Source organism: Oceanicola sp. D3, assembly GCF_006351965.1.
Lineage (GTDB): Bacteria > Pseudomonadota > Alphaproteobacteria > Rhodobacterales > Rhodobacteraceae > Vannielia.
On sequence record NZ_CP040932.1, the window covers coordinates 1570816 to 1590991 of the forward strand.

Below are 20176 nucleotides of genomic sequence, written 5' to 3' on the forward strand. Positions count from 1 at the left end.
GCGCGCTCCCGGTGCCACTTTTGACCACAAGCCTCATGAGGACACCATGTCCGGTTCGCCCCATGCCGTGGCCTCCGCGCGCCACGGCGGCAATATCTTCCTTCGCGCCGTCGGGATGCTGTCGCAGATCTCAGGCGTCGTCGCCGCCCTTCTGATCCTCGCCTCCATCGGCGTGACCTGTCAGATGATCTTCATCCGCTTCGTGCTGAACGGCAGCACCGTCTGGCAGACCGAGGGCGTCACCTACATGATGGTCGCCGCCACCATGCTGGGCCTGCCCTACGTGCAATTCCTGCGCGGCCACGTAAACGTGGACCTGTTGCCGCTGATGCTGCCGCCGGGCGCGCGCAAGCTGCTGGCCTTCGGCGTGCTGGCGCTGACGCTGGCCGTGGTCGGGGTGATGCTCTGGCACGGCTACCACTTCTGGCACGAAGCCTGGGACTGGGGCGAAACCTCCAACAGCCCGTGGAACCCCCGGCTCTGGGTGCCCTACCTCGCGCTGCCGCTGGGCTTCGGGCTCTACGCGCTGCAACTCACAGCCGACACCGTCGCAATGCTGACCGGCATCGAGCAGCCCTTTGGCCTTGAGCCAGAGGCGGGGCTGGTGCTCGACCCGATCACTGAAAGGGCCGACTGATGGATCCGCTTACACTTGGCCTGCTGGTCGCACTGTTCACCGTCGGCGTGCTGCTCTCGGGCATATCCGTAGCCGCCGGGCTGCTCGTCGTCTCCGCCGGCTTCCTGATTGTCTTCGACGGCATGTCGTCCCTCAGCCTCATGCCCGAAATCTTCTTCGGCAAGCTCGACAACTTCGCGCTGCTGTCGATCCCGATGTTCATCATCATGGGCGCGGCCATCGCCTCCACCCGTGCGGGGGCCGACCTCTACGAGGCGCTGGAGCGCTGGCTCACCCGCATGCCGGGCGGGCTGGTGGTGTCCAACCTCGGGGCCTGCGCGCTGTTCTCGGCGATGAGCGGCTCCAGCCCGGCCACCTGCGCGGCCATCGGCAAGATGGGCATCCCCGAAATGCGCAAGCGCGGCTACCCCGATGCGGTCGCGGCGGGCTCCATTGCCGCAGGCGGCACGCTGGGCATCCTCATTCCGCCCTCGGTCACCATGATCGTCTATGGCATCGCCACCGAAACTTCGATCGGGCGACTGTTCCTCGCAGGGGTCATCCCCGGCCTGCTGCTGGTGCTGCTCTTCATGGGCTGGTCGCTCTATTCCACATGGGCCTCGGGCGATGCGCGCGTGCTGCGCTCCACACCCTACACCTGGCGCCAGAAGCTGGAGATCCTGCCCCGCGTCCTGCCCTTCATCGCCATCATCCTCGGCGTGCTCTACGCCATGTACGGCGGCATCGCGACCCCGTCGGAAACGGCGGCCGTCGGCGCGCTGCTCTGCCTCCTCATCGCCATGGTGATCTACAAGCTATGGGATCCGCGCCAGCTCTGGGTGGTGCTGCGTGACAGCACGCGGGAGTCGGTGATGATCCTCTTCATCATCGCCGCGGCAGGCGTCTTCAGCTACATGCTCTCCTCGCTCTTCATCACCCAGTCCATCGCCGCATGGATCGGCGAGCTGGAGGTGAACCGCTGGGTGCTGATGGCGCTGATCAACCTCTTCCTGCTGGTCGCAGGCTTCTTCCTGCCGCCGGTTGCGGTGATTTTGATGGCCGCGCCGATCCTGCTGCCGATCATCACCACCGCCGGGTTCGATCCGATCTGGTTTGCCGTGGTGCTGACGATCAACATGGAAATCGGGCTGATATCGCCGCCCGTGGGGCTAAACCTCTACGTCATCAACGGCATCGCGCCCGACATCAAGCTGAAGACGATCCTCATGGGCTCGCTGCCCTACGTCGCCTGCATGGTGATCGCCATCGTGCTGCTCTGCCTCTTCCCGGGGCTGGCCGTGTGGCTGCCCGACTTCGTGATGGGGGCCGAGATATGACCCTTCTGGCCGATGTACTCTCCACCGTCTTCGAGCGCCGCCACGCGCCTTGGCGCGGCACGCGGCCCGATGACCGCCCGCTGCCCGAACAGGCCGCCGAGCTGATCGGCGCACGCGGCGAGGTCTCGGGCATCGCGCTGGCCCGCACCATCCTTGAGCGCTACGCCGGGCTGGACGATGACGGCAAACTGGCGTTCTTTCAGCATCTCGCGCAAGAAATGGCGGTGGACGCAGATGCCGTGCGCCATGCCCTGGCGGGCTATGACGAGGGCCAGACCAAGGCCAGCTACCGCGCCTTCGTGCAGGCAAGCGAGCCGCCCCGGCAAGAGCTGATCCGGCGGCTCAATCAGGTGCCCGGCGCCACCCATGCGCTGGTGCAGATGCGCGCCGATCTGCTGCGGCTGGGCCGGGGCGATGACAGCCTCATGGCGCTCGATCTCGATTTCCGCCACCTCTTTGCCTCTTGGTTCAACCGCGGCTTTCTGGTGTTGCGCCCGATCAACTGGAACAGCCCGGCCACGATCCTCGAAAAGATCATCGCCTATGAGGCGGTGCACGCGATCTACAGCTGGGAAGACCTGCGCCGCCGGGTCGAGCCGCCTGACAGGCGCTGCTTCGCCTTCTTCCACCCGGCCATGCCCGAAGAACCGCTGATCTTCGTCGAAGTCGCCCTCACGCGCGGCACCCCCGGCTCGGTCCAAGCGCTGCTGGCAGAAGACAGGGAAGAGCTCGATGAGGCAGAGGCCGACACGGCGGTGTTCTACTCCATCTCCAACTGCCAGAACGGGCTGGCGGGCATCAGCTTTGGCAATTCGCTGATCAAACAGGTGGCCGCCGATCTCTCTATCGAGCTGCCGGGGGTGAAAACCTTCATCACCCTTTCCCCGATCCCCGGGCTGATGCGCTGGATGCAAAAGGCCGCGCCCGAGCAGGACTTGTCGGACGACGCCCAGATGCGTGCGCTTGCCGCGTGGTATCTGACGCGGGCAAAACGCGACGATGATCAGCCGCAGGACCCTGTGGCCCGCTTCCACCTCGGCAACGGCGCCTCGGTGCACGGGCTGCACGCGGGGGCGGACCTATCTGAAAACGGGCTGGCGCAATCGGGCGGGGTGATGGTCAACTACCTTTACGATCTCTCCCGCGTGTCGCAAAACCACGAACGCTTCGCCGCAACGCAAGAGATCGCCGCCTCATCCGAGATCCGGTCTCTCGCCAGCGCCGGCGAAAAGGCCCTTGGCTGACGGAGGACATGCGCATGACCAACACACTTTACGACGCCCTCTTCGGCCAGCACGCGGGCCGCGACGCGCCCTTTCTGCTGCTGCCTGAGGGCGGCACCATAACCTACGCCAGCTTCCTCGCCCGCGCCGCCCAATTGGCACACGCGCTGACCGGGGCAGGGCTGCAACCGGGCGACCGGCTGGCCGCGCAGGTGGAAAAGTCGCCCGAGGCGCTGATGCTCTATGCCGCCTGCGTGCAGTCCGGCGTGATCTTCCTGCCGCTCAACACCGCCTATACCGCGGACGAGCTGAGCTATTTCATCGAGAACTCCGGCGCCAAGCTGGTGGTCTGCGACCCGGCCAAGGCCGATACCCTGCACGCGCTGACCGAGGCGCAGGGGGCCGCGCTGCATACCCTTGCCGCCGATGGCAGCGGCAGCCTGACCGAAGCCGCCGCAGGCTGCCCCGACAGCTTCCAGACAGTGCCGCGCGGCGCGGATGACCTCGCCGCCTTCCTCTACACCTCCGGCACCACCGGGCGCTCCAAAGGCGCGATGCTGAGCCACGGCAACCTGCTCTCCAACGCCCGCACGCTGGCCGAGCACTGGCGCTTCACCGGGGAGGATGTGCTGCTGCACGCGCTGCCAATCTTCCACACCCACGGGCTCTTCGTGGCCACCAATGTGACGCTGGCGGCGGGCGGGGCGATGATCTTCCTGCCCAAGTTCGACCCGGAGGTGATCCTTGCGCGGATGCCGCAGGCCACCACCATGATGGGCGTGCCCACCTTCTACACCCGCCTGCTGGACGATGCCCGCCTCACCCGCGAGGCCACCGCGCATATGCGCCTCTTCGTCTCCGGCTCTGCGCCGCTGCTGGCGGAAACCCACAAGGCCTTCAACGCCCGCACCGGCCACGTCATCCTTGAGCGCTACGGGATGACCGAAACCAACATGAACACCTCCAACCCCTACGATGGCGAGCGCCGCCCCGGCACCGTCGGCTTCCCGCTGCCCGGCGTGGAGCTGAAAATCACCGACCCCGAGTCCGGCGCCACCCTGCCAGACGGCGAGGTTGGCCACATCGAGGTGCGCGGGCCCAACGTGTTTCAAGGCTACTGGCAAATGCCCGAAAAGACCGCCGCCGAATTGCGCGAAGATGGCTTCTTCATCACCGGCGATCTCGGCATGATCGACGCAGACGGCTACGTGCATATCGTCGGGCGCGGCAAAGACCTGATCATCTCGGGGGGCTTCAACATCTACCCCAAGGAGATCGAGCTGATGCTCGATGACCAGCCCGGCGTGCTGGAATCCGCCGTGATCGGCGTGCCCCATGCGGATTTCGGGGAAACCCCCGTGGCCGTGATCGTGCCAGAGCCCGGCGCAACCCCCGACACCGCCGCCATCGACGCCGAACTGCGCGAAAAGCTGGCCCGGTTCAAACATCCGCGCGCCATCAAGCTGGTGGAGGCGCTGCCGCGCAATACGATGGGCAAGGTGCAAAAGAACCTGCTTCGCGATCAGTACAAGGGCCTGTTCACCACCGCTTGACCCGGCGCCGGCGCAACAGCCTGTTGCACTCGCACCGGGATCGGGGCGAAAAGGCCGCATACCCCGTCCGGCCCCCAAGGTGACCATGAGCACAGAGCCAAGAGAAACAGAGGTGCCAAACCCGCTGCCCGCCGCGCGATTGAGCGTGGCCCCCATGATGGATTGGACAGACCGCCACTGCCGGTTCTTCCACCGCCAGCTCACCGGGCAGGCGCTGCTCTATACAGAAATGGTCACAGCCCCGGCTCTGGTGCGGGGCGGGGCGGTGCACCTGCTGGCGTTTGACGCTGCCGAACATCCGGTGGCAGTGCAGCTTGGCGGCTCGGAGCCGGAGGAACTGGCGCAGGCGGCGCGGCTTGCGCAGGAGGCGGGCTATTGCGAGGTGAACCTGAACATCGGCTGCCCGTCCGACCGGGTGAAATCGGGCTGTTTCGGCGCGGTGCTGATGAAATCTCCCGAGCTGGTCTCCGACTGCCTCGCAGCCATGCGCGAGGCGGTATCGGTTCCGGTGACGGCCAAGTGCCGGATCGGCGTGGATGAGCAGGAGCCACGTGAGGTGCTGCCGCAGTTTCTTGAAATGCTGGAAAAAACCGGCATCACCCGGGTCACGGTTCACGCCCGGAAGGCTTGGCTCCAAGGCCTCAGCCCCAAGGAAAACCGCGAGGTTCCGCCGCTTGATTATCCTCTGGTCCATGACATGAAACGCGCCTTTCCGGGGCTGCACCTGTCGATCAACGGCGGGGTGACGAGCCTGGCCGAGGCAGAGGCACATCTGGCGGCGGGGATGGACGGGGTGATGATCGGCCGCGCGGCCTACCATGATCCGGGCCTGCTGCTCGCGGCGGATGCGCAGATCTTTCACGCCCCGCCATCGGGGCGCACTCGGCGCGATGTTGTTGACGCCATGCGCCCCTATATCGCCGCCCATCTCGACGCGGGCGGCAAGCTGGCCCAGATCACCCGCCACATGCTGGGGCTGTTTCAGGGCCGCCCCGGCGCCCGCGCATGGCGCCGCATCCTCTCGGAGCATGCCCACCGCGAAGGCGCTGGCCTTGAGGTGCTCGACCAAGCCCTTGCGGCGCTCCCGGAAGCCACCCTTGCCGCCTGAGCGGAAGGGCGCGCCAAAAGAGATTCAGTGGATATTTGCCTGCAAGAAAATGGGCAAATTTGATTCAAATTCGCCGCGGTTTCTGTGGGTTTTCTGACTGCGCGTAGGCCGGATGGTGTGTGGGGCTGGCGCTCGCGCCCAACCTATCCGCCGCGCCGCGCGACCCGGCCCGCGCGCCCGCCGCGCCGTTTGCGGTGAAGGCCCTCCCGTTCGGGCAGTTCCTCGATCAGCGCGTGGCGTTCTTCGGGGCTCATCCGGCCCCAAGCGGCGATTTCATCAATCGAGCGCAGGCAACCGGTGCACAGCCGGGTTTCGGGGTGGATGACGCAAATCTTGATGCAGGGGCTTTCGATTTCGTCGCGGCGCCAGAGCTCGTCCATCAGGCCCTCCTGATATAGGCGAGCCGGTCGAGCGCGCCCTGCAGGATGTAACCGGCGGCCACGTGGTCGATCACCTCGGCCCGGCGGGCGCGGGAGGTATCTGCCTCCAGCAGCGCACGCTCTGCGGCGACGGTTGAAAGGCGCTCGTCCCAAAAGCCGATCGGCCCCTCCCAGAGGCGCGAGAAGTTGCGGGCGAAGGCGCGGGTGCTTTGGGCGCGGGGGCCTTCGGAGCCGTCCATGTTGCGCGGCAGGCCAAGCACGAGGCCGGTAATTGAACGCGCGTTCAGAATGGCCAGAAGCGCCTCTGCATCTTGCGTGAACTTCTTGCGCTTCACCGTTTCCAGCGGCGTGGCCACGGAGCGTAGCCCATCGGAAACCGCCACGCCGATGGTCTTGGTGCCAAGGTCGAGGCCAGCCAATGCGCCGGCGCGGGGCAGGGCGGCGGCGTAGTCTTCGAAGACGTCAAAGATCATTCGCCCCCTCCGGCGGCGGCTTCGATCATCGCGATGGCCCCCGCATTGCCCGCAAACACCTCGCGCGCCTCGCTCAGGATCTCTTGCTGCCGCTCGCGCTGGCCAAGCACGCCAAGCGCGCGCACCAGTTGCGCCCATTTCTCCGGCGGCCCGCCCTCTGTGGCCAGCTCTTCGGCCAGCCCTTCGACCATGCCCTGCACCATCGCCGCGCGATCTTCTTCGCTCATGTCCTGCGCGGCCTCCATATCGGCGGCGCTTGGGCCTCGCACCTCGGCCTTCGGGGTATAGTCCACCCCCGCCGCCTGCGCTGCTGCCGCCAACTGCCGGGGCAGATCCTCGGCCCAGAGCGCGCCCTCGGGCACATTCCCCTCCACCGAGCGCCAGACGTTGAAGGCAAGGTCGCCCCGGCCTGTCTGCGCCCGCATCAGGCCCCAGTAATACCGGGCGTTCATGTTTTCGCCGTCCCGCCGCAGCGCCTCGGCCAGCACCGCCTCCGCCTCGGGCGACACATAGCCCCCGGCGTCGCTGATCCAGAGCTCGGCCAGCAGCACGAAATCCTGCGATGTTGCCTCTGCCCCCTTGATCCGCAGCACCGCCTCCTGCGCCTCTGCCGCCGCGCCAAGGTTGCCCATCGCTGCCTCGTTGCGCACCAGCAGCACATGGCCCTGCAGGTCGTCAGGGCGGCTTGCCACCGCCTCACGCAGCTTTGCCATCAGCGCCTTGAATTCTTCTGACACCTGCGGATCGGGCGTGTTTGGCAGGCTCTCGGCATAGCGTGCCGCGGCCTCCTCCTGTCGCGGGCGATTGACGCGATAGGCCTCTGCCGCATCCAGCCGGGCGGCGATGGGTGCATCGGGGTAGCCCGGCGCTCCGAGCACCACGTAGAGCCCAAAGCTGAGCGCCAGCACCAGCAGCGCAAGCCCCGCCGCCAGCCCAAGGCTCACACCGCGCGGTGCCTTTGCCGCATCCGCCGAGCCGGCAGCGGCCCTGTCTGCCTCAAGGATCCGGCGCTTGATCTCCAGCTCCAGCCGCTCGGCCTCGCCCGCGTCGATCCGGCCCGCCTCGGCATCGGCGGCCACGGCGGCCAGTTGCTCGCGATAAAGCCCGATCGCAGGCACCGCGCCAGCCTCCGCCCCGGCCCGCCGCGCCAGCAGCGCCCGCGCCAAAAGGCCAACCGCCACCAGCGCCAGCCCGACCGATATCACCCAGAACCCCATGGCCCCTCCAAGCTCGTCAGCCCCTGCCTTACCGCCCCGGGCCGCGCCCTGCCACCCCTCGAAGCGTCGCACCCGGTCACATGGTTGCGGGGCAGGGCGGTAAAGATTGGGCGAGGGTCGCAATCCGGGGGCAGGGCGTCGTTTCGACGCGTTTGCACCGGCCCGCCGAGTTGCATTAACTCAAAGGTGGATTCCACGCCCGAAAGGCCCCCCGATGCGCCGCTACTCCGCCTTTGCCATCGCTCGTGAAGCGCTCCGCCACCACACCGGCTGGGGCCGCGCATGGGGCAATCCGGAGCCAAAGAAAAGCTATGACGTGGTGATCGTTGGCGCAGGGGGGCACGGCCTCGCCACCGCCTATTACCTCGGCAAGAACCACGGGATCACCAATGTCGCGGTGATCGAAAAGGGCTGGCTCGGTGGCGGCAACACCGGGCGCAACACCACCATCATCCGCTCCAACTACCTGCAGGATCCTTCGGCGGCGATCTACGAAAAGGCCCGCAGCCTCTACGAGACCATGAGCCAGGATCTCAACTACAACGTCATGTTCTCTCCCCGCGGCGTGATGATGCTCGCCCAGACCGAGCACGAGAAGCGCGGCTACCTGCGCACCGCCCACGCCAACGCGCTGCAAGGCGTGAGCACCGAGTTCATCGGGCCGGAGCGGGTGAAGCAGATCGCCCCGATCATCAACATCGACGGCCCGCGCTACCCGGTGCTCGGCGCCCTCTGGCAGGCCCGCGCCGGGACCGCGCGGCACGATGCGGTGGCCTGGGGCTACGCCCGCGCCTGCTCCGACATGGGGATGGACATCATCCAGACCTGTGAGGTCACCGGCGTCACCCGTGAGGGCGACCGTGTGACCGGGGTGGAAACCTCCAAGGGCCACATCGGCTGCAACAAGCTCGGCATCGTCGTTGCCGGCCACTCCGGACAACTCGCCGAAATGGCCGGCTTCCGCCTCCCGATCGAAGCCGTCGCCCTGCAAGCCTATGTCTCCGAGCCGATCAAGCCCGCGCTCGATTGCGTCATCATGGCCAACACCGTGCATGGCTACCTCAGCCAGTCCGACAAGGGCGAGATGGTCATCGGCGGCGGGGCCGACAACCATAACAACTTCACCCAACGCGGCAGCTTCAGCCATATCGAAGAAACCACCCGCGCCTTGGTGGAGACTTTCCCCATGCTCTCCCGCCTCAAGATGCTGCGCCAATGGGGCGGCATCGTGGATATGACCGGCGATCGCTCCCCGATCCTGTCGAAAACCCCGGTGGATGGCGTCTTCATCAACTGCGGTTGGGGCACCGGCGGCTTCAAGGCCATCCCCGGCTCCGGCTGGGGCTTTGCCGAGCTGATGGCCAAGGGCCACTCGCCCCTCACCTCCGCCTTCGGTCTGGAGCGCTTCCGCGAAGGCCGCTTCATCGACGAAAGCGTTGCAGCCGGGGTCGCGCATTGATGACTAAAGATGACCATGAGGCCCTGAAGAAGCTCCAAGAGCGCAAAGCAAAGTATCGCCCGCCATTCGTAGCGCTAAGTCTTGCCGTGTTTTTCCTTTGGTTCATTCCATCGTGCGTTACCGCTTACCTTCAGAGTGCTGTTCTCTTTTCAGCGCTTGGTGCGTGGCTGATAATGATTGTGCTGGCGGAGATTGGCCTTTGGCGTGTCGGTGCCGAGTTGTTCATCCTTCTGCCCAGTGAAGATCCTAGTAGCGATTTCGACGCCGGGCTCCGCAGAGTGAAGTTAGACATGGTGGAAGTGGTCCTGCTGTTGGTCGCGACAGCTCAATGGGGCTTTGGATCTATTGCGGTGGACTTTTTCGCTTGCGGGGCTCTGGAATGCTGACAGTGACGCTCATGAGCAAACATCTGCCGAACCAAAACGCCGCCCGGAACAACCGGCCCTCCTGTCACGTTCTCTCCCCAATCACGGCGTGCGCTGCTGCACGCCGGTTGGAAGCAGACCGCACAGGAGACCTCAAATGGCCCAGTACGAAGATCATTCGACCCATACCTCCGCTCACACCCCGCCGCCGCGCGAAAGCTCCGGCACCGGCACAATGGCCTTCATCATCGGCGGCCTCGTCGTTGCCGTTGCCGTCATCGCGTGGTTCCTCTCGGGCGGCGATGTTGAAAACAGCAACGCGACCGTTCCGGCGGATGGCGGTGACGCAAGCGTCACCATCGAATCCACACCGGCCCCCGCTGACGATGGCGCAGCCATGGAAAGCGCTCCGGCAACCGATGGCGACGCTGCTGCCCCGGCCACTGAAGCCGCTCCGGCTGAAGAGCCTGCCCCGGCGGACGAACCCGCAAACTGATAGAACCCACCGGCCCACCCTCCAGAGGGTGGATGCCACCACTCATGTCATGGCCGTGCTCCGCTTTCGGGGTGCGGCCATGGCTGTTTTCGGAGGGGCATCGCACGGCGCGTTTACACCTCCGATTTCGGCCAGATCCGTGAATTTTCGTATGCATAGGTTGTGCATGGGTTGTGCACGGGATGTGGCTGTCCCGATTTTCGCCCTCAAGCCGGCGATTAACCTTTCCAACACTCTCCCCAATCAGGGTTAACGCCGATGCTGAAATTCACCTGCCCCTACTGCGGTATCGAGGCCAGCGAAACCGAGCTGACTGCTGGCGGCGAAGCCCATCTCAAGCGCTACGGCCCTGGGGCCTCTGACGAGGATTTCGAGGGCTACCTCTTCCTGCGCAAAAACCCCAAGGGCGTGCACCTTGAGCGCTGGCGTCATGCAATGGGCTGCGGCAAGTGGTTTCTCGCCGCGCGCCATACCGCCACGCTGGAAGTGTTCGGCACCTACCCGGCGCAAACCCAAGAGCCGCCCGCAGAGATCATCGAGAAAATTCGCGCCAAGTTTCCGGAGTGGCAGGCATGAGCACCCGTCTTTCCACCGGCGGTCGCCTGATCGACCGCTCCAAGCCCGTCTCCTTCCGCTTCAATGGGCGGAACATGCAAGGGTTCCAAGGGGATAGCCTTGCCGCAGCCCTGCTGGCCAATGGTCAGCTGGTGATGGGCCGCAGCTTCAAATACCACCGCCCGCGCGGCGTGGTGGCTTCCGGCGCAGAGGAGCCCAACGCGCTCGTCGGGCTGGGCGAGGGCGGGCGGTTTGAGCCCAATCAACGCGCCACCACCACCGAGCTTTTCGACGGGCTCACCGCGATCAGCCAAAACCACTGGCCCTCGCTGGATTACGATGTCGGCGCGGTCAACGCCGCCCTTTCGCGCTTCCTGCCCGCAGGCTTTTATTACAAGACCTTCATCCATCCCCGCGCCGCATGGAAGCACCTGTTCGAGCCCTTCATTCGCAAGTCCGCAGGCCTCGGCAAACCCTCCAACCCGGGCGATCCGGACCGATATGAGCACGCCTTCGTCCATACCGATCTGCTGATCGTAGGCGGTGGCATCGCCGGGCTTCAGGCCGCGCTGACAGCGGCCAAGACCGGGGCCAACGTGCTGCTGCTGGAGCAGGAGGCCCATTGGGGCGGGCGTGCCCCTGTTGATGGGGCAGAGATCGAGGGCGAACCGGCGCAGGCGTGGGTCAACCGTGCCGTCGAAACCCTTGAGGCCGCGCACAATGTCACCCTGCGCAACCGCTGCATGGGCTCCGGCGTCTACGACCACGGCTATGCGCTCGCCTATGAGCGCTGCACCGATCATATGCCCGGCGCGGCAGGCCCCCGGCACCGCCTCTGGCGCATTCGGGCGAGCCAGATCATCACCGCCACCGGCGCGTTGGAGCGGCCGCTCAGCTTCTCCGGCAATGACCGCCCCGGCGTGATGCTGGCCTCCGCCCTGCGCGACTACATCGTCAACTACGGCGTCTCTCCCGGCGACCGGGTGGTTGTTGTCACCAACAATGACGACGCCTATCGCACCGCTCTGGCGGTTAACGACTCCGGCCTCACCGTGCCCTGCATCATCGACGCCCGCCCCACCGCAGACGGCCCGCTGCCGCAAGCCTGCCGCGAGGCGGGAATCAGGGTAGAAACCGGCAAGGCCATCGCCGGGGTCGGAATGAAGGGCAAGGCTCTGAAATCCGTAGATATTTGCGCCCAAGCGGGCGAGGGCGCCGTGCTGGAGACCATCCCCTGCGAAGCTGTCGCCATGTCCGGCGGCTGGTCCCCTGTGGTGCACCTCTGGAGCCATTGCGGCGGTAAGCTGTTGTGGTCAGAGGATAATTTTCACTTCTATCCCGATGTGGCCCGCTTCCCGACCAGTGATGACGGCGCGCAATACGTCCGCACCGCCGGCATCGCCTCCGGCGCGATGCTGACCGAGCAAGTTCTTGAAGACGCGTCGAAAAACGCAGTTTCCGCCCTCGCTGATCTTGGCCATCCGGTAGAGGCCTGGCGCCCGTCTGCCACCGGAGTCGAAGAAGCTAAGATGGCCCCTGTCTGGGTCATGCCACAGGGCGCGAGCCGGGCGAAAAAATCCAAGATGTGGTTGGACTTCCAGAACGACGTTAAAGTCTCCGATGTCGAGCTTGCGGCGCAAGAGGGCTACCAATCCGTCGAGCACACCAAGCGCTACACCACCCTCGGGATGGCCACGGATCAGGGAAAATTGAGCAACATCAACGGCCTCGCCGTTCTTTCCGGTGCGCTGAACCAGCCGATCCCACAAACCGGCACCACAACCTTCCGCCCGCCTTACACGCCCATATCCATGGGTGTCATCGCCGGGCCGGGGACGGGTAACACCTTCCAACCGCTCAGAAAAACGCCGATGCACAGCTGGCACGAGGCCAACGGTGCCGATTGGGAGCCGGTCGGCCAGTGGCGGCGGCCCTATTGCTACATGAAACCGGGCGAGAGCCGCGAGGCCGCCGTCTCAAGGGAGATCCGTAACACCCGGGATTCGCTCGGGCTTCTGGACGCCAGCACGCTGGGCAAAATCCTCGTCACCGGCCCTGATGCGGGCAAGTTCCTCGACATGCTCTACACCAACATGATGAGCACGCTGAAGCCGGGCAAGTGCCGCTACGGGCTGATGTGCAACGAAAACGGCTTCCTGATGGACGATGGCGTGGTGGCCCGGCTGGATGAAAACAGCTTCCTCGTCCACACCACCTCTGGCGGCGCCGATCACATCCACGCCCATATGGAAGACTGGCTGCAATGCGAGTGGTGGGATTGGAAGGTTTATACCGCCAACCTCACCGAACAATACGCGCAGATTGCCGTGGTCGGCCCCAACGCCCGGAAATTGCTGGAAAAACTTGGCGGCATGGATCTGTCCAAAGAGGCGCTGGCTTTCATGGAACACGCCGATGGCGAGCTGGCCGGGCTGCCGGTGCGGGTTTTTCGCATCAGCTTCTCGGGTGAACTCAGCTACGAGATCGCCGTGCCGGCGGGGCACGGGCTGAAGCTTTGGGAAAAGATCGTCGAGGCCGGGGCGGAGTGGAACATCACGCCCTACGGCACCGAGGCGCTGCATGTGATGCGGGCCGAGAAGGGCTTCATCATGATTGGCGACGAGACGGATGGCACCGTCATTCCACAGGATCTTAACCTTTCCTGGGCAATCTCGAAGAAGAAAGGGGATTTTCTCGGCAAACGGGCACAAGAGCGCGTGCATATGGCAAGCGCCGAGCGGTGGAAGCTCGTGGGGCTTGAAACCGTGGATGGCTCGGTGCTGCCCGATGGCGCATATGCGCTGGCTGAGGGCACCAACGACAACGGCCAGCAAAACACGCAGGGCCGCGTAACCTCTACCTACCACTCGCCCACGCTGGGCCGTGGCATCGCCATTGGGCTGGTGCTGCACGGGCCTGACCGGATGGGCGAGGTGCTGAAGTTCAGCAAGGTTGATGGCAGCAGCGTAGAGGCGAAAATCGTCGATCCGGTGTTCTATGACAAGGACGGGGAGAAGCAGAATGTCTGACCCGCGAAGCGCCCTCGGCGGCGCTGTTTACCAAGGTTACGTGACCGTTGAGGATGCGGGCGCACATGGCATGCTCACCCTGCGCGGCGACCATGCCGAGCTTGCCGACGCGGTGAAGGCCGCCGTGGGGCAGGGGGTGCCTGCCCAACGCCGCATCGAGGGCGGGCTTGGCGGCGGTGCAGCCTGGGCCTCCCCGGATGAGCTGTTGCTCTTCTGCGAATACACTCAGAGTGGCGAAGCCCTCCAAGCGGTGCGCAAGGCGTTGGCGGGCAAGCACTTTCTCGCCGCAGACGTCTCCGATGCGCGGGCGGTGTTCACGCTGGAAGGGCCGGGCATCCGCGACCTTCTCGCCAAACTTTGCCCCGCCAACCTCTCGCCCGAGGCACTGCCCCATGGCGAGTTTCGCCGCAGCCATATCGGGCAGGTCGCAGCGGCCTTCTGGCTGGAAAACGAGAGCCGCGCCACGGTGGTCTGTTTCCGGTCCGTGGCGGGCTACATGTTTGATTTGTTGAGCAAGGCCGCCGAGCCGGGCAGCGAGCTGGGTTACTTCGCGCCCACGTCTTCCTGAGCTTCGGCCAGCGCCTCATCTTCAGGGCATAGATCAACCCAGCTGTCGTCTTCCGCGTAGCCAAGTTTGGCCAACGCATCGCTGTAGCGTTCGGCGTAAATCTTGGCGATCGACCGGGGCAGGGCGTTTTGCCATTGCTTCTTGCTGCCCGTGCCCGAGGTGACATGCAGGGCGACCCTGTCGGTGCGGTCCTCTTCCTTCTTCAGCCCGCCAAAAAGGCTTTTGTCCCAAAAGCTTTTGACGGCCCGGTCCACATCAATGCCCGCCACGCCCATCCGCTCCATCGCGGCGCGGAAGATCACGCAGTCCTCATCGCTGATCAGGTCTTCATAGCGCAGATCGACCACATTGGGATGATCGTAGGGCCAGTCCAGCATCTCCTGCAACGTCCGGTGGTGCCGGTTTTCCATCTCGAAGATCAGCCGCTCGTGGTCATTGTCCAACGAATTCAGCTTGTCCTGATAGTTCATCCCACCCCATTTGGGCCGCGGGATGCGCAGAAATTTCTCACGCGCAAGCGGTGCAATCCGGTGGTAGCGCATCCCCGAAAGCAGCACGTCGCGCGGGTCGCGGATGATGTGCAAAAACCGCGCTTCCTCCATGTCAAAAAGCTCCTGCGGGAAGCTGGAGTTCCAGTTGACGATAATCTGCGGCCCCTCGGGCACGATGTCTGCCAGCCGCTCGGCGCGGTAGCACAGCAGGAAGGGGATATTCTGGTCATCGCGGATCGCCTTTGAGACGCCGCGCATCCAGATGGTGCCGGTCTTGTGGTGGCTGCCGAAGCAGAGAATGCGAGGTTGGGTCATTCGGCGGCCTCCGGCGGATTGTCCTTTTTTTCCAGATCGGTCGCCGCTTCAGCCTCGGCCTTTTCGCGGGCCTTTCGGGCCTTGCGCTCTTCTCTGGTTTCCTCTTCCGGCTCTTCGGGCATTTCGCCAGTTTCCACGAACTTGGCGAGCCTTTCGTCCTGCATCTGGTAGGCGATGGCGCGGCGACAGGTTTCAAGGCAGGCGCGGTGCAGCGCGGCCAGATCATCGTCGGCCAGCATCTCGTTTACGATCTCGCGCACGCCCTCGGTGACAATCGACTTGTCCTCATGGGCGTTCAGATCGAGCCGGGTGAAGTAATCAAGGTCGATCCGGTCCTTGTTCTTGGAGTTTGCCGTGCCGCGCAGGCGTTTGAGCAAGAATTCCTGACGGCTCTTCACCGCGTAGTGGTTGATCTGCGCAAGCTCGTAGCCAACGGTATGCTTGTTGGAGCGCCACCCCTTGTGGAGGATGTCATCGGGCATCCGCTGTCCGTTGCCGTTGGACCAACAGCGCATGCCGGGCAACACCTCGGTGCGTTTGTCGAACTTGGGGCGGTGGACGCCGAAAAAGTCGAAACGGTCGGGTTTGCACAGTGTCTTGAAGCCCCAGACAAGGCCGCTCTCGGGCTCGTCGATGCTGCACGCGCGGTCAAAACGCTCCGTCACCAGCGCCTCGGGATCCCACTCGGCAAGGCCTGCGGAGCCCATGAACCTCCAGTTGAGGCTGATCGCGTCAGCCCCCGGCGTGCAGGCCTCGATCAGCGCGTCCACGCTGCGGTCACCGCAGTGAATGTTCAAGAATTCATCGGCGTCGATCACCAGCACCCAATCGGCGGTTTTCACTTCTTTTTGCTTGTTCGCGCGGGAATAGGCGGCGCGTTGCGGGTCCATCCTTGGCCCGAGCGGATTGTCGAAGTGGCGCACCAGCCCCATCTGATCGAGCCGATTGAGCATCAGATTGGTGCCATCGGTGCAATCGTTGGAGAAAATGGTGAACTCGTTGAAGCCGATCAGCCGGTGGTAGGCGATCCACTCCAGCAGGTAGGGGCCTTCGTTCTTCATGGTCGTGAGGACCATTTTGCGTTTGGGCGCGTATCTCATTCGGCGGATGACCTGATCTTCTGCGGAACGTTCCCCGCGATTTTTATGCGAATCTTCTTGCGTTTCTGGCTGGCTGGCGGTGTCGCCCCGGCCTCGGCGCTCTTGGTCGCCGACCCGGGGCGGTGGGGCTTTGGGGGCGCATTTCCCTTCAGCAGGGGCGGGGCGGCTTTTTTGAGCGCGGCCATTTCGGCGTAGCCTTCCGCGATCTTCTGTTCGATCACCGCTGCGATGTCGGCGGGCATCACCTCTTCATCGCCAAGCCGGTCATCAACATCCTCACCGGCGTCGGTGGTCTTGCCCTCGGCGGCGGCCATGGCGGCGGCCCGCTCTGTCTTGGCGCGCAGCTTGGCCTGTTTGGAGCCGGCGACGATCTTGGCGATCTCGCGGTCGGGCACGCCGGCCTCCTGCATCTCGCGGACCTTCTGCTGCCAGAGCTTGGGCAGGTGCTGGGTAAAGAGCACCTCGTCGAGCTTGTCGATCGGCTGCGCAGAGGCGCGTTTGAGCTCTTCGAGCCATGCTTCGTATTCGCCGGTCGCGCGAAGTGCCTCAACCCGCTGGGCGTGATATTCCAGTGCCTTCTCCTGCAACGCGCGCAGCTTGTCGTCCTGCAGGAACTCGTTCATCAGCCGCCGGGTGGCGCGGGCGTGGCGGGTGGCGTTGGTGGCCTCTATCTCGTTGCGGTCGAAGATCGAGAAATAGGCGGCGTTATACTTGTCGGCCTTGTTGTTCACATTGCCGCGCATCCGCCGCAGCAGATAGGCCTCGTAGCTCTTGACGCCGTAGTGATTGAGCTCAACCAGATTGTAGCCCAGCGTCGGGCCTGAGCTGCGCCAACCGGCAAGGTTGAACTCGCTTGGCACATATTCGCCAGAGCCGTTAACCCACTTGTATTTCAGCATTTCCTGCGCCCGCTCGGGCAGGCGCTTGGCCCCCTTCATGTGCGGGCGGTGGATGCCAAACTTCATCTCCTCGAAGGGCTTGAACATGGTTTTCAGGCCCCAGCCCTTGCGGAACCGGTCAGGCGCCGCGCGGGTGTAGCTCTCGGTGACGAGGCCGGGGTTCCATTCGGTGATGTCGTTGCAGCCGAAGAACCGCCAGGTGATGTTGATGGCGTCGGCATCCTCGGGAATGTTCTCGATCAGGTCCGAGACCTTGCCTCGCCCGCATTTGATAGAAACGAACTCATCGGCATCCATCACCATGATCCACTCGGAATTGAGGATCTGGGGGTTTTTCTGAGCCAGCGAGAGTGCGTTGGGCTGTGGTTTCTTGCCCTCGGGCACAACGTTTTCGAAGTGATGGCAATAGCCCATCTCTTCGAGCCGCATCAGGATTTCGTCGGTGCCGTCGTTGCAGTTGTTGGTGTAGACGCAGATGTTATCGAAGCCGATATGGTGGTGGTAGGCCACCCATTCGAGCACGCAATGGCCCTCGTCCTTCATCATCGACAGGATGGTGTAGGTTGCCTTTGTCGCTGTCTGGTCCGCCTCACCGGCGGGAGCGCTCTGGTCGTTCATGATCTGCCTTGTATCTGCCTCGCACCCGCAGCCCCTGGCGGGAGCCTAGCGGTGGCGGGTTAACGCCCGTTCAATGGCCGGGTCACGCTCTGCTCCGGCACGCCCGGCCGGTTCGGTGCCACCATACGCAACCGGGCAATGAAGTCACCCCTCTGGGCCGCTTCGTTGCTTGATCGGCGACAATAATTGCGCAGCCGCCACAGCGTTTTGCCGCCGGTATGCTCTTTGCCACCCTTGACCTCGCCTGCCTGCGCACTCTTTATCCCGGTAACGAAATCAAACAGACAGAGAGGAACCTCCCATGGCTTTCGAACTCCCCGATCTTCCCTATGCCCACGATGCGCTCGCCGATCTTGGCATGTCCAAGGAAACGCTCGAGTATCACCACGACATTCACCACAAGGCCTATGTCGACAACGGCAACAAGGCGATTGCTGGCACCGAGTGGGAAGGCAAATCGGTCGAAGAGATCATCAAAGGCACCTATGATGCCTCCGCCGTCGCCCAGAACGGCATCTTCAACAACGCCTCGCAGTTTTGGAATCACAACCAGTTCTGGGAGATGATGGGCCCCGGCGAGAGCGCCATGCCCGGCGAGCTGGAAAAGGCGATCACCGAGAGCTTCGGTTCGGTCGACAAGTTCAAAGAAGAATTCTCCGCCGCTGGTGCGGGCCAGTTCGGCTCGGGATGGTGCTGGCTGGTGAAAGACACCGATGGCGGCCTGAAGGTGACCAAAACCGAAAACGGCGTGAACCCGCTCTGCTTCGGCCAGACCGCGCTGCTCGGCTGCGACGTCTGGGAGCACAGCTACTACATCGACTTCCGCAACAAGCGCCCGGCCTACCTCAGCAACTTCCTCGACAAGCTGGTGAACTGGGAAAACGTCGCCTCGCGGATGTGATCCCGGCGGGCGGCGCACCCCGCGCCGCCATGTGACAAAGCCAATAGGCGCGATGCTCTAACCGGGTGTCGCGCCTTTCTTTTTGCCGGAACCCGCGCGGCCACCCATCCGTTGATCTTTCAAAGGAGGACCACAGGATGGCAGAACGCAAACGATCCAACGACATGAGCCGCGACACCGACAAGATCATGGGTGCCGAAGGCGAAATCTCCCACGGTGGCCGCGAGGGCGGCAGGCTGGCCCGTCAGGTCGGCAGCAAGGACGAACTCAAGCGAGCAAACGAGCGCCCCGCTGGCGCAACGCGTGTCACCAAATCCATGGAAGAAGAGGAGGCCGACCAATGAGCGGGCTGAGCCAAGGCACCTGGGTGATGGTCGCCGACAGCGAGAAGGCGCTGTTCTTGCACAACATTACCGACGGAGAAGACCCGTATCTGGTGGTGTCGGGCAAGGAGAGCCAAGATAACCCCTCCGACCGCGAACAGGGGGCAAATCGCCCCGGCCGGATGCCCGACACCGGGCAGGGCCAGCGCTCGGCGCTCGATGATACCGATTGGCACGAGTTGGCGAAGGAGCGCTTTGCCCACGACCTCGCTGAGTTGCTCTACCAGAAAGCGCACAAGGGCGAGTTTGATCGCATCGTGCTGGCCTGTGCGCCGCAGGTGCTTGGTGCGCTGCGCAAGGAGTTGCACAAGGAAGTGGCCGACAAGGTGATCTTCGAGGTGCCCAAGACCCTCACGAACCACCCGGTCGAAGAGATCGAGCAGATCGTGAAGGGCGAGATGGAAGCGGCTTAAATCGCTTCCAGTGCCTCGGTCAGCTCTTCAACCGTGTCCACCGTCTTGAAGAAGCCCAAAATGTCGTCGCCGGCAAAACCGCTGGCGACGACATGCTCGATCAGATCGGTCAGTTTTGACCAGTAACCGTTGGTGTTCAGCAAAAAGATCGGTTTGGCGTGCAGCCCGAGCTGCCGCCATGTCAGCACCTCGAAAAGCTCATCCAGCGAGCCTGCGCCACCGGGCAAAACCGCCACCGCATCGGCGTTCATGAACATCACCTTTTTGCGCTCATGCATGGTTTCGGTGACGATGAAGCTGGTCAGATCGCGCTTGCCCACCTCGCGTTGCAGCAGGTGGGTGGGGATCACCCCGAAGGTTTCGGCCCCGCCGGCCTGCGCCTTTCGCGCCACGCGCCCCATCAGCCCAACATCGCCCGCGCCGTAGACCAGCCGCCAGCCGTGGTCTGCAATCGCCGTTCCAAGCGCTTCGGCGGCTTCGGCATAGGTCGGGTCTGCGCCATCGCGCGAGCCGCAGTAGACACAGAGGGAGAGGGGGGCTGTCATGGCGGGGCTCCGGAGGTTGATGCTGAAAAGAGCCGTCATCTCGGCGGCTTGCTTTGACCGGTGATAGCGGCATGGCTATGCTTGCTCAACCCGGGCCAAGAGTTGGCGCGGTGAGGCATTATCGAGGAAGGG

Annotated in this window: 21 protein-coding genes; 14 read left to right on the forward strand and 7 right to left on the reverse strand. The window is 64.2% G+C overall.

From position 1 onward, the window contains the following. The first annotated feature begins 46 nt into the window (after window positions 1-46). The 5 genes from FHY55_RS08020 to dusA all read left to right on the forward strand — a co-directional run bounded on the left by FHY55_RS08020 (window position 47) and on the right by dusA (window position 5837). Window positions 47-637, forward strand: coding sequence for a TRAP transporter small permease subunit (locus tag FHY55_RS08020; protein WP_140013688.1), 591 nt, complete (start codon window positions 47-49; stop codon window positions 635-637). After that, window positions 637-1953, forward strand: coding sequence for a TRAP transporter large permease (locus FHY55_RS08025; RefSeq protein WP_140013689.1), 1317 nt, complete (start codon window positions 637-639; stop codon window positions 1951-1953). The genes FHY55_RS08020 and FHY55_RS08025 overlap by 1 nt, the downstream gene beginning before the upstream one ends. After that, window positions 1950-3197, forward strand: coding sequence for a malonyl-CoA decarboxylase (locus FHY55_RS08030; protein ID WP_140013690.1), 1248 nt, complete (start codon window positions 1950-1952; stop codon window positions 3195-3197). The genes FHY55_RS08025 and FHY55_RS08030 overlap by 4 nt, the downstream gene beginning before the upstream one ends. Window positions 3198-3211: 14 nt before the next feature. Next, window positions 3212-4729: a malonyl-CoA synthase gene (locus tag FHY55_RS08035; RefSeq protein ID WP_140013691.1), complete on the forward strand. Its 1518-nt coding sequence runs from the start codon at window positions 3212-3214 to the stop codon at window positions 4727-4729. Between the two features lie 85 nt (window positions 4730-4814). Beyond that, window positions 4815-5837, forward strand: coding sequence for a tRNA dihydrouridine(20/20a) synthase DusA (gene dusA, locus FHY55_RS08040; protein WP_140013692.1), 1023 nt, complete (start codon window positions 4815-4817; stop codon window positions 5835-5837). A gap of 143 nt (window positions 5838-5980) precedes the next feature. On the opposite strand, the gene FHY55_RS08045 is transcribed toward dusA, so the two are convergent. The 3 genes from FHY55_RS08045 to ccmI are packed head-to-tail and all read right to left on the reverse strand — an operon-like array spanning window position 5981 to window position 7907. After that, window positions 5981-6217, reverse strand: a complete 237-nt coding sequence (locus FHY55_RS08045; protein WP_140013693.1) for a DUF1289 domain-containing protein — start codon at window positions 6215-6217, stop codon at window positions 5981-5983. Further along, window positions 6217-6690, reverse strand: a complete 474-nt coding sequence (ruvX, locus tag FHY55_RS08050) for a Holliday junction resolvase RuvX (RefSeq protein ID WP_140013694.1) — start codon at window positions 6688-6690, stop codon at window positions 6217-6219. The genes FHY55_RS08045 and ruvX overlap by 1 nt, the downstream gene beginning before the upstream one ends. Next, window positions 6687-7907, reverse strand: coding sequence for a c-type cytochrome biogenesis protein CcmI (gene ccmI / locus FHY55_RS08055; RefSeq protein ID WP_140013695.1), 1221 nt, complete (start codon window positions 7905-7907; stop codon window positions 6687-6689). The genes ruvX and ccmI overlap by 4 nt, the downstream gene beginning before the upstream one ends. A gap of 214 nt (window positions 7908-8121) precedes the next feature. On the opposite strand from ccmI, the gene FHY55_RS08060 reads away from it, so the two are divergent. The 6 genes from FHY55_RS08060 (at window position 8122) to FHY55_RS08085 (ending at window position 14379) form a co-directional block, all read left to right on the forward strand. After that, complete coding sequence (locus FHY55_RS08060; RefSeq protein ID WP_140013696.1) at window positions 8122-9366, forward strand: sarcosine oxidase subunit beta family protein; 1245 nt, start codon at window positions 8122-8124, stop codon at window positions 9364-9366. Next, window positions 9366-9752 carry a hypothetical protein gene (locus tag FHY55_RS08065; protein WP_140013697.1) on the forward strand — a complete coding sequence of 129 codons (387 nt, stop codon included), beginning with the start codon at window positions 9366-9368 and terminating at the stop codon, window positions 9750-9752. The genes FHY55_RS08060 and FHY55_RS08065 overlap by 1 nt, the downstream gene beginning before the upstream one ends. 136 nt (window positions 9753-9888) lie before the next feature. After that, on the forward strand, window positions 9889-10227 hold the full coding sequence (locus tag FHY55_RS08070) for a hypothetical protein (protein ID WP_254695455.1): 339 nt from the start codon (window positions 9889-9891) through the stop codon (window positions 10225-10227). A gap of 258 nt (window positions 10228-10485) precedes the next feature. Continuing rightward, complete coding sequence (locus tag FHY55_RS08075) at window positions 10486-10803, forward strand: sarcosine oxidase subunit delta (protein WP_140013698.1); 318 nt, start codon at window positions 10486-10488, stop codon at window positions 10801-10803. Further along, complete coding sequence (locus FHY55_RS08080) at window positions 10800-13811, forward strand: sarcosine oxidase subunit alpha family protein (RefSeq protein WP_140013699.1); 3012 nt, start codon at window positions 10800-10802, stop codon at window positions 13809-13811. The genes FHY55_RS08075 and FHY55_RS08080 overlap by 4 nt, the downstream gene beginning before the upstream one ends. Beyond that, window positions 13804-14379 (forward strand): sarcosine oxidase subunit gamma, encoded by a 576-nt coding sequence (locus tag FHY55_RS08085; protein WP_140013700.1) that lies wholly within the window; start codon window positions 13804-13806, stop codon window positions 14377-14379. Before FHY55_RS08080 ends, FHY55_RS08085 begins: the two co-directional genes overlap by 8 nt. On the opposite strand, the gene FHY55_RS08090 is transcribed toward FHY55_RS08085, so the two are convergent. The 3 genes from FHY55_RS08090 to FHY55_RS08100 are packed head-to-tail and all read right to left on the reverse strand — an operon-like array spanning window position 14355 to window position 17802. Beyond that, window positions 14355-15185, reverse strand: a complete 831-nt coding sequence (locus tag FHY55_RS08090; RefSeq protein WP_140013701.1) for a sulfotransferase domain-containing protein — start codon at window positions 15183-15185, stop codon at window positions 14355-14357. The two genes, FHY55_RS08085 and FHY55_RS08090, sit on opposite strands and share 25 nt — an antisense overlap. Next, on the reverse strand, window positions 15182-16261 hold the full coding sequence (locus tag FHY55_RS08095; protein ID WP_254695456.1) for a glycosyltransferase family 2 protein: 1080 nt from the start codon (window positions 16259-16261) through the stop codon (window positions 15182-15184). The genes FHY55_RS08090 and FHY55_RS08095 overlap by 4 nt, the downstream gene beginning before the upstream one ends. 20 nt (window positions 16262-16281) lie before the next feature. After that, the gene (locus tag FHY55_RS08100) at window positions 16282-17802 is read right to left on the reverse strand and encodes a glycosyltransferase family 2 protein (RefSeq protein WP_254695457.1); all 1521 of its coding nucleotides are present in this window, start codon (window positions 17800-17802) and stop codon (window positions 16282-16284) included. Window positions 17803-18103: 301 nt separating this feature from the next. Here FHY55_RS08100 and FHY55_RS08105 point away from each other — a divergent pair, with 301 nt between their 5' ends. The 3 genes from FHY55_RS08105 to FHY55_RS08115 all read left to right on the forward strand — a co-directional run bounded on the left by FHY55_RS08105 (window position 18104) and on the right by FHY55_RS08115 (window position 19499). Further along, complete coding sequence (locus FHY55_RS08105) at window positions 18104-18703, forward strand: superoxide dismutase (RefSeq protein ID WP_140013703.1); 600 nt, start codon at window positions 18104-18106, stop codon at window positions 18701-18703. A gap of 137 nt (window positions 18704-18840) precedes the next feature. Continuing rightward, on the forward strand, window positions 18841-19047 hold the full coding sequence (locus FHY55_RS08110; RefSeq protein ID WP_140013704.1) for a hypothetical protein: 207 nt from the start codon (window positions 18841-18843) through the stop codon (window positions 19045-19047). Beyond that, window positions 19044-19499 carry a host attachment family protein gene (locus FHY55_RS08115; RefSeq protein WP_140013705.1) on the forward strand — a complete coding sequence of 152 codons (456 nt, stop codon included), beginning with the start codon at window positions 19044-19046 and terminating at the stop codon, window positions 19497-19499. Before FHY55_RS08110 ends, FHY55_RS08115 begins: the two co-directional genes overlap by 4 nt. Here FHY55_RS08115 and FHY55_RS08120 read toward each other — a convergent pair. After that, entirely contained in the window at window positions 19496-20044 is a 549-nt protein-coding gene (locus FHY55_RS08120; RefSeq protein ID WP_140013706.1) for a TIGR00730 family Rossman fold protein, read from the reverse strand. The genes FHY55_RS08115 and FHY55_RS08120 overlap by 4 nt on opposite strands. Window positions 20045-20176: the final 132 nt, after the last annotated feature.

Bases quoted from the DNA above. Each gene is read 5' to 3' on its own strand.
- ccmI (WP_140013695.1), bottom strand. From the start codon at position 7,907: ATGGGGTTCTGGGTGATATCGGTCGGGCTGGCGCTGGTGGCGGTTGGC.
- FHY55_RS08065 (WP_140013697.1), top strand. From the start codon at position 9,366: ATGACTAAAGATGACCATGAGGCCCTGAAGAAGCTCCAAGAGCGCAAA.
- ruvX (WP_140013694.1), bottom strand. From the start codon at position 6,690: ATGATCTTTGACGTCTTCGAAGACTACGCCGCCGCCCTGCCCCGCGCC.
- FHY55_RS08070 (WP_254695455.1), top strand. From the start codon at position 9,889: ATGGCCCAGTACGAAGATCATTCGACCCATACCTCCGCTCACACCCCG.
- FHY55_RS08025 (WP_140013689.1), top strand. From the start codon at position 637: ATGGATCCGCTTACACTTGGCCTGCTGGTCGCACTGTTCACCGTCGGC.
- FHY55_RS08045 (WP_140013693.1), bottom strand. From the start codon at position 6,217: ATGGACGAGCTCTGGCGCCGCGACGAAATCGAAAGCCCCTGCATCAAG.
- FHY55_RS08105 (WP_140013703.1), top strand. From the start codon at position 18,104: ATGGCTTTCGAACTCCCCGATCTTCCCTATGCCCACGATGCGCTCGCC.
- FHY55_RS08020 (WP_140013688.1), top strand. From the start codon at position 47: ATGTCCGGTTCGCCCCATGCCGTGGCCTCCGCGCGCCACGGCGGCAAT.
- FHY55_RS08095 (WP_254695456.1), bottom strand. From the start codon at position 16,261: ATGGTCCTCACGACCATGAAGAACGAAGGCCCCTACCTGCTGGAGTGG.
- FHY55_RS08115 (WP_140013705.1), top strand. From the start codon at position 19,044: ATGAGCGGGCTGAGCCAAGGCACCTGGGTGATGGTCGCCGACAGCGAG.
- FHY55_RS08120 (WP_140013706.1), bottom strand. From the start codon at position 20,044: ATGACAGCCCCCCTCTCCCTCTGTGTCTACTGCGGCTCGCGCGATGGC.
- FHY55_RS08035 (WP_140013691.1), top strand. From the start codon at position 3,212: ATGACCAACACACTTTACGACGCCCTCTTCGGCCAGCACGCGGGCCGC.
- FHY55_RS08060 (WP_140013696.1), top strand. From the start codon at position 8,122: ATGCGCCGCTACTCCGCCTTTGCCATCGCTCGTGAAGCGCTCCGCCAC.
- FHY55_RS08075 (WP_140013698.1), top strand. From the start codon at position 10,486: ATGCTGAAATTCACCTGCCCCTACTGCGGTATCGAGGCCAGCGAAACC.
- FHY55_RS08110 (WP_140013704.1), top strand. From the start codon at position 18,841: ATGGCAGAACGCAAACGATCCAACGACATGAGCCGCGACACCGACAAG.
- FHY55_RS08080 (WP_140013699.1), top strand. From the start codon at position 10,800: ATGAGCACCCGTCTTTCCACCGGCGGTCGCCTGATCGACCGCTCCAAG.
- FHY55_RS08090 (WP_140013701.1), bottom strand. From the start codon at position 15,185: ATGACCCAACCTCGCATTCTCTGCTTCGGCAGCCACCACAAGACCGGC.
- FHY55_RS08100 (WP_254695457.1), bottom strand. From the start codon at position 17,802: ATGAACGACCAGAGCGCTCCCGCCGGTGAGGCGGACCAGACAGCGACA.
- FHY55_RS08030 (WP_140013690.1), top strand. From the start codon at position 1,950: ATGACCCTTCTGGCCGATGTACTCTCCACCGTCTTCGAGCGCCGCCAC.
- FHY55_RS08085 (WP_140013700.1), top strand. From the start codon at position 13,804: ATGTCTGACCCGCGAAGCGCCCTCGGCGGCGCTGTTTACCAAGGTTAC.
- dusA (WP_140013692.1), top strand. From the start codon at position 4,815: ATGAGCACAGAGCCAAGAGAAACAGAGGTGCCAAACCCGCTGCCCGCC.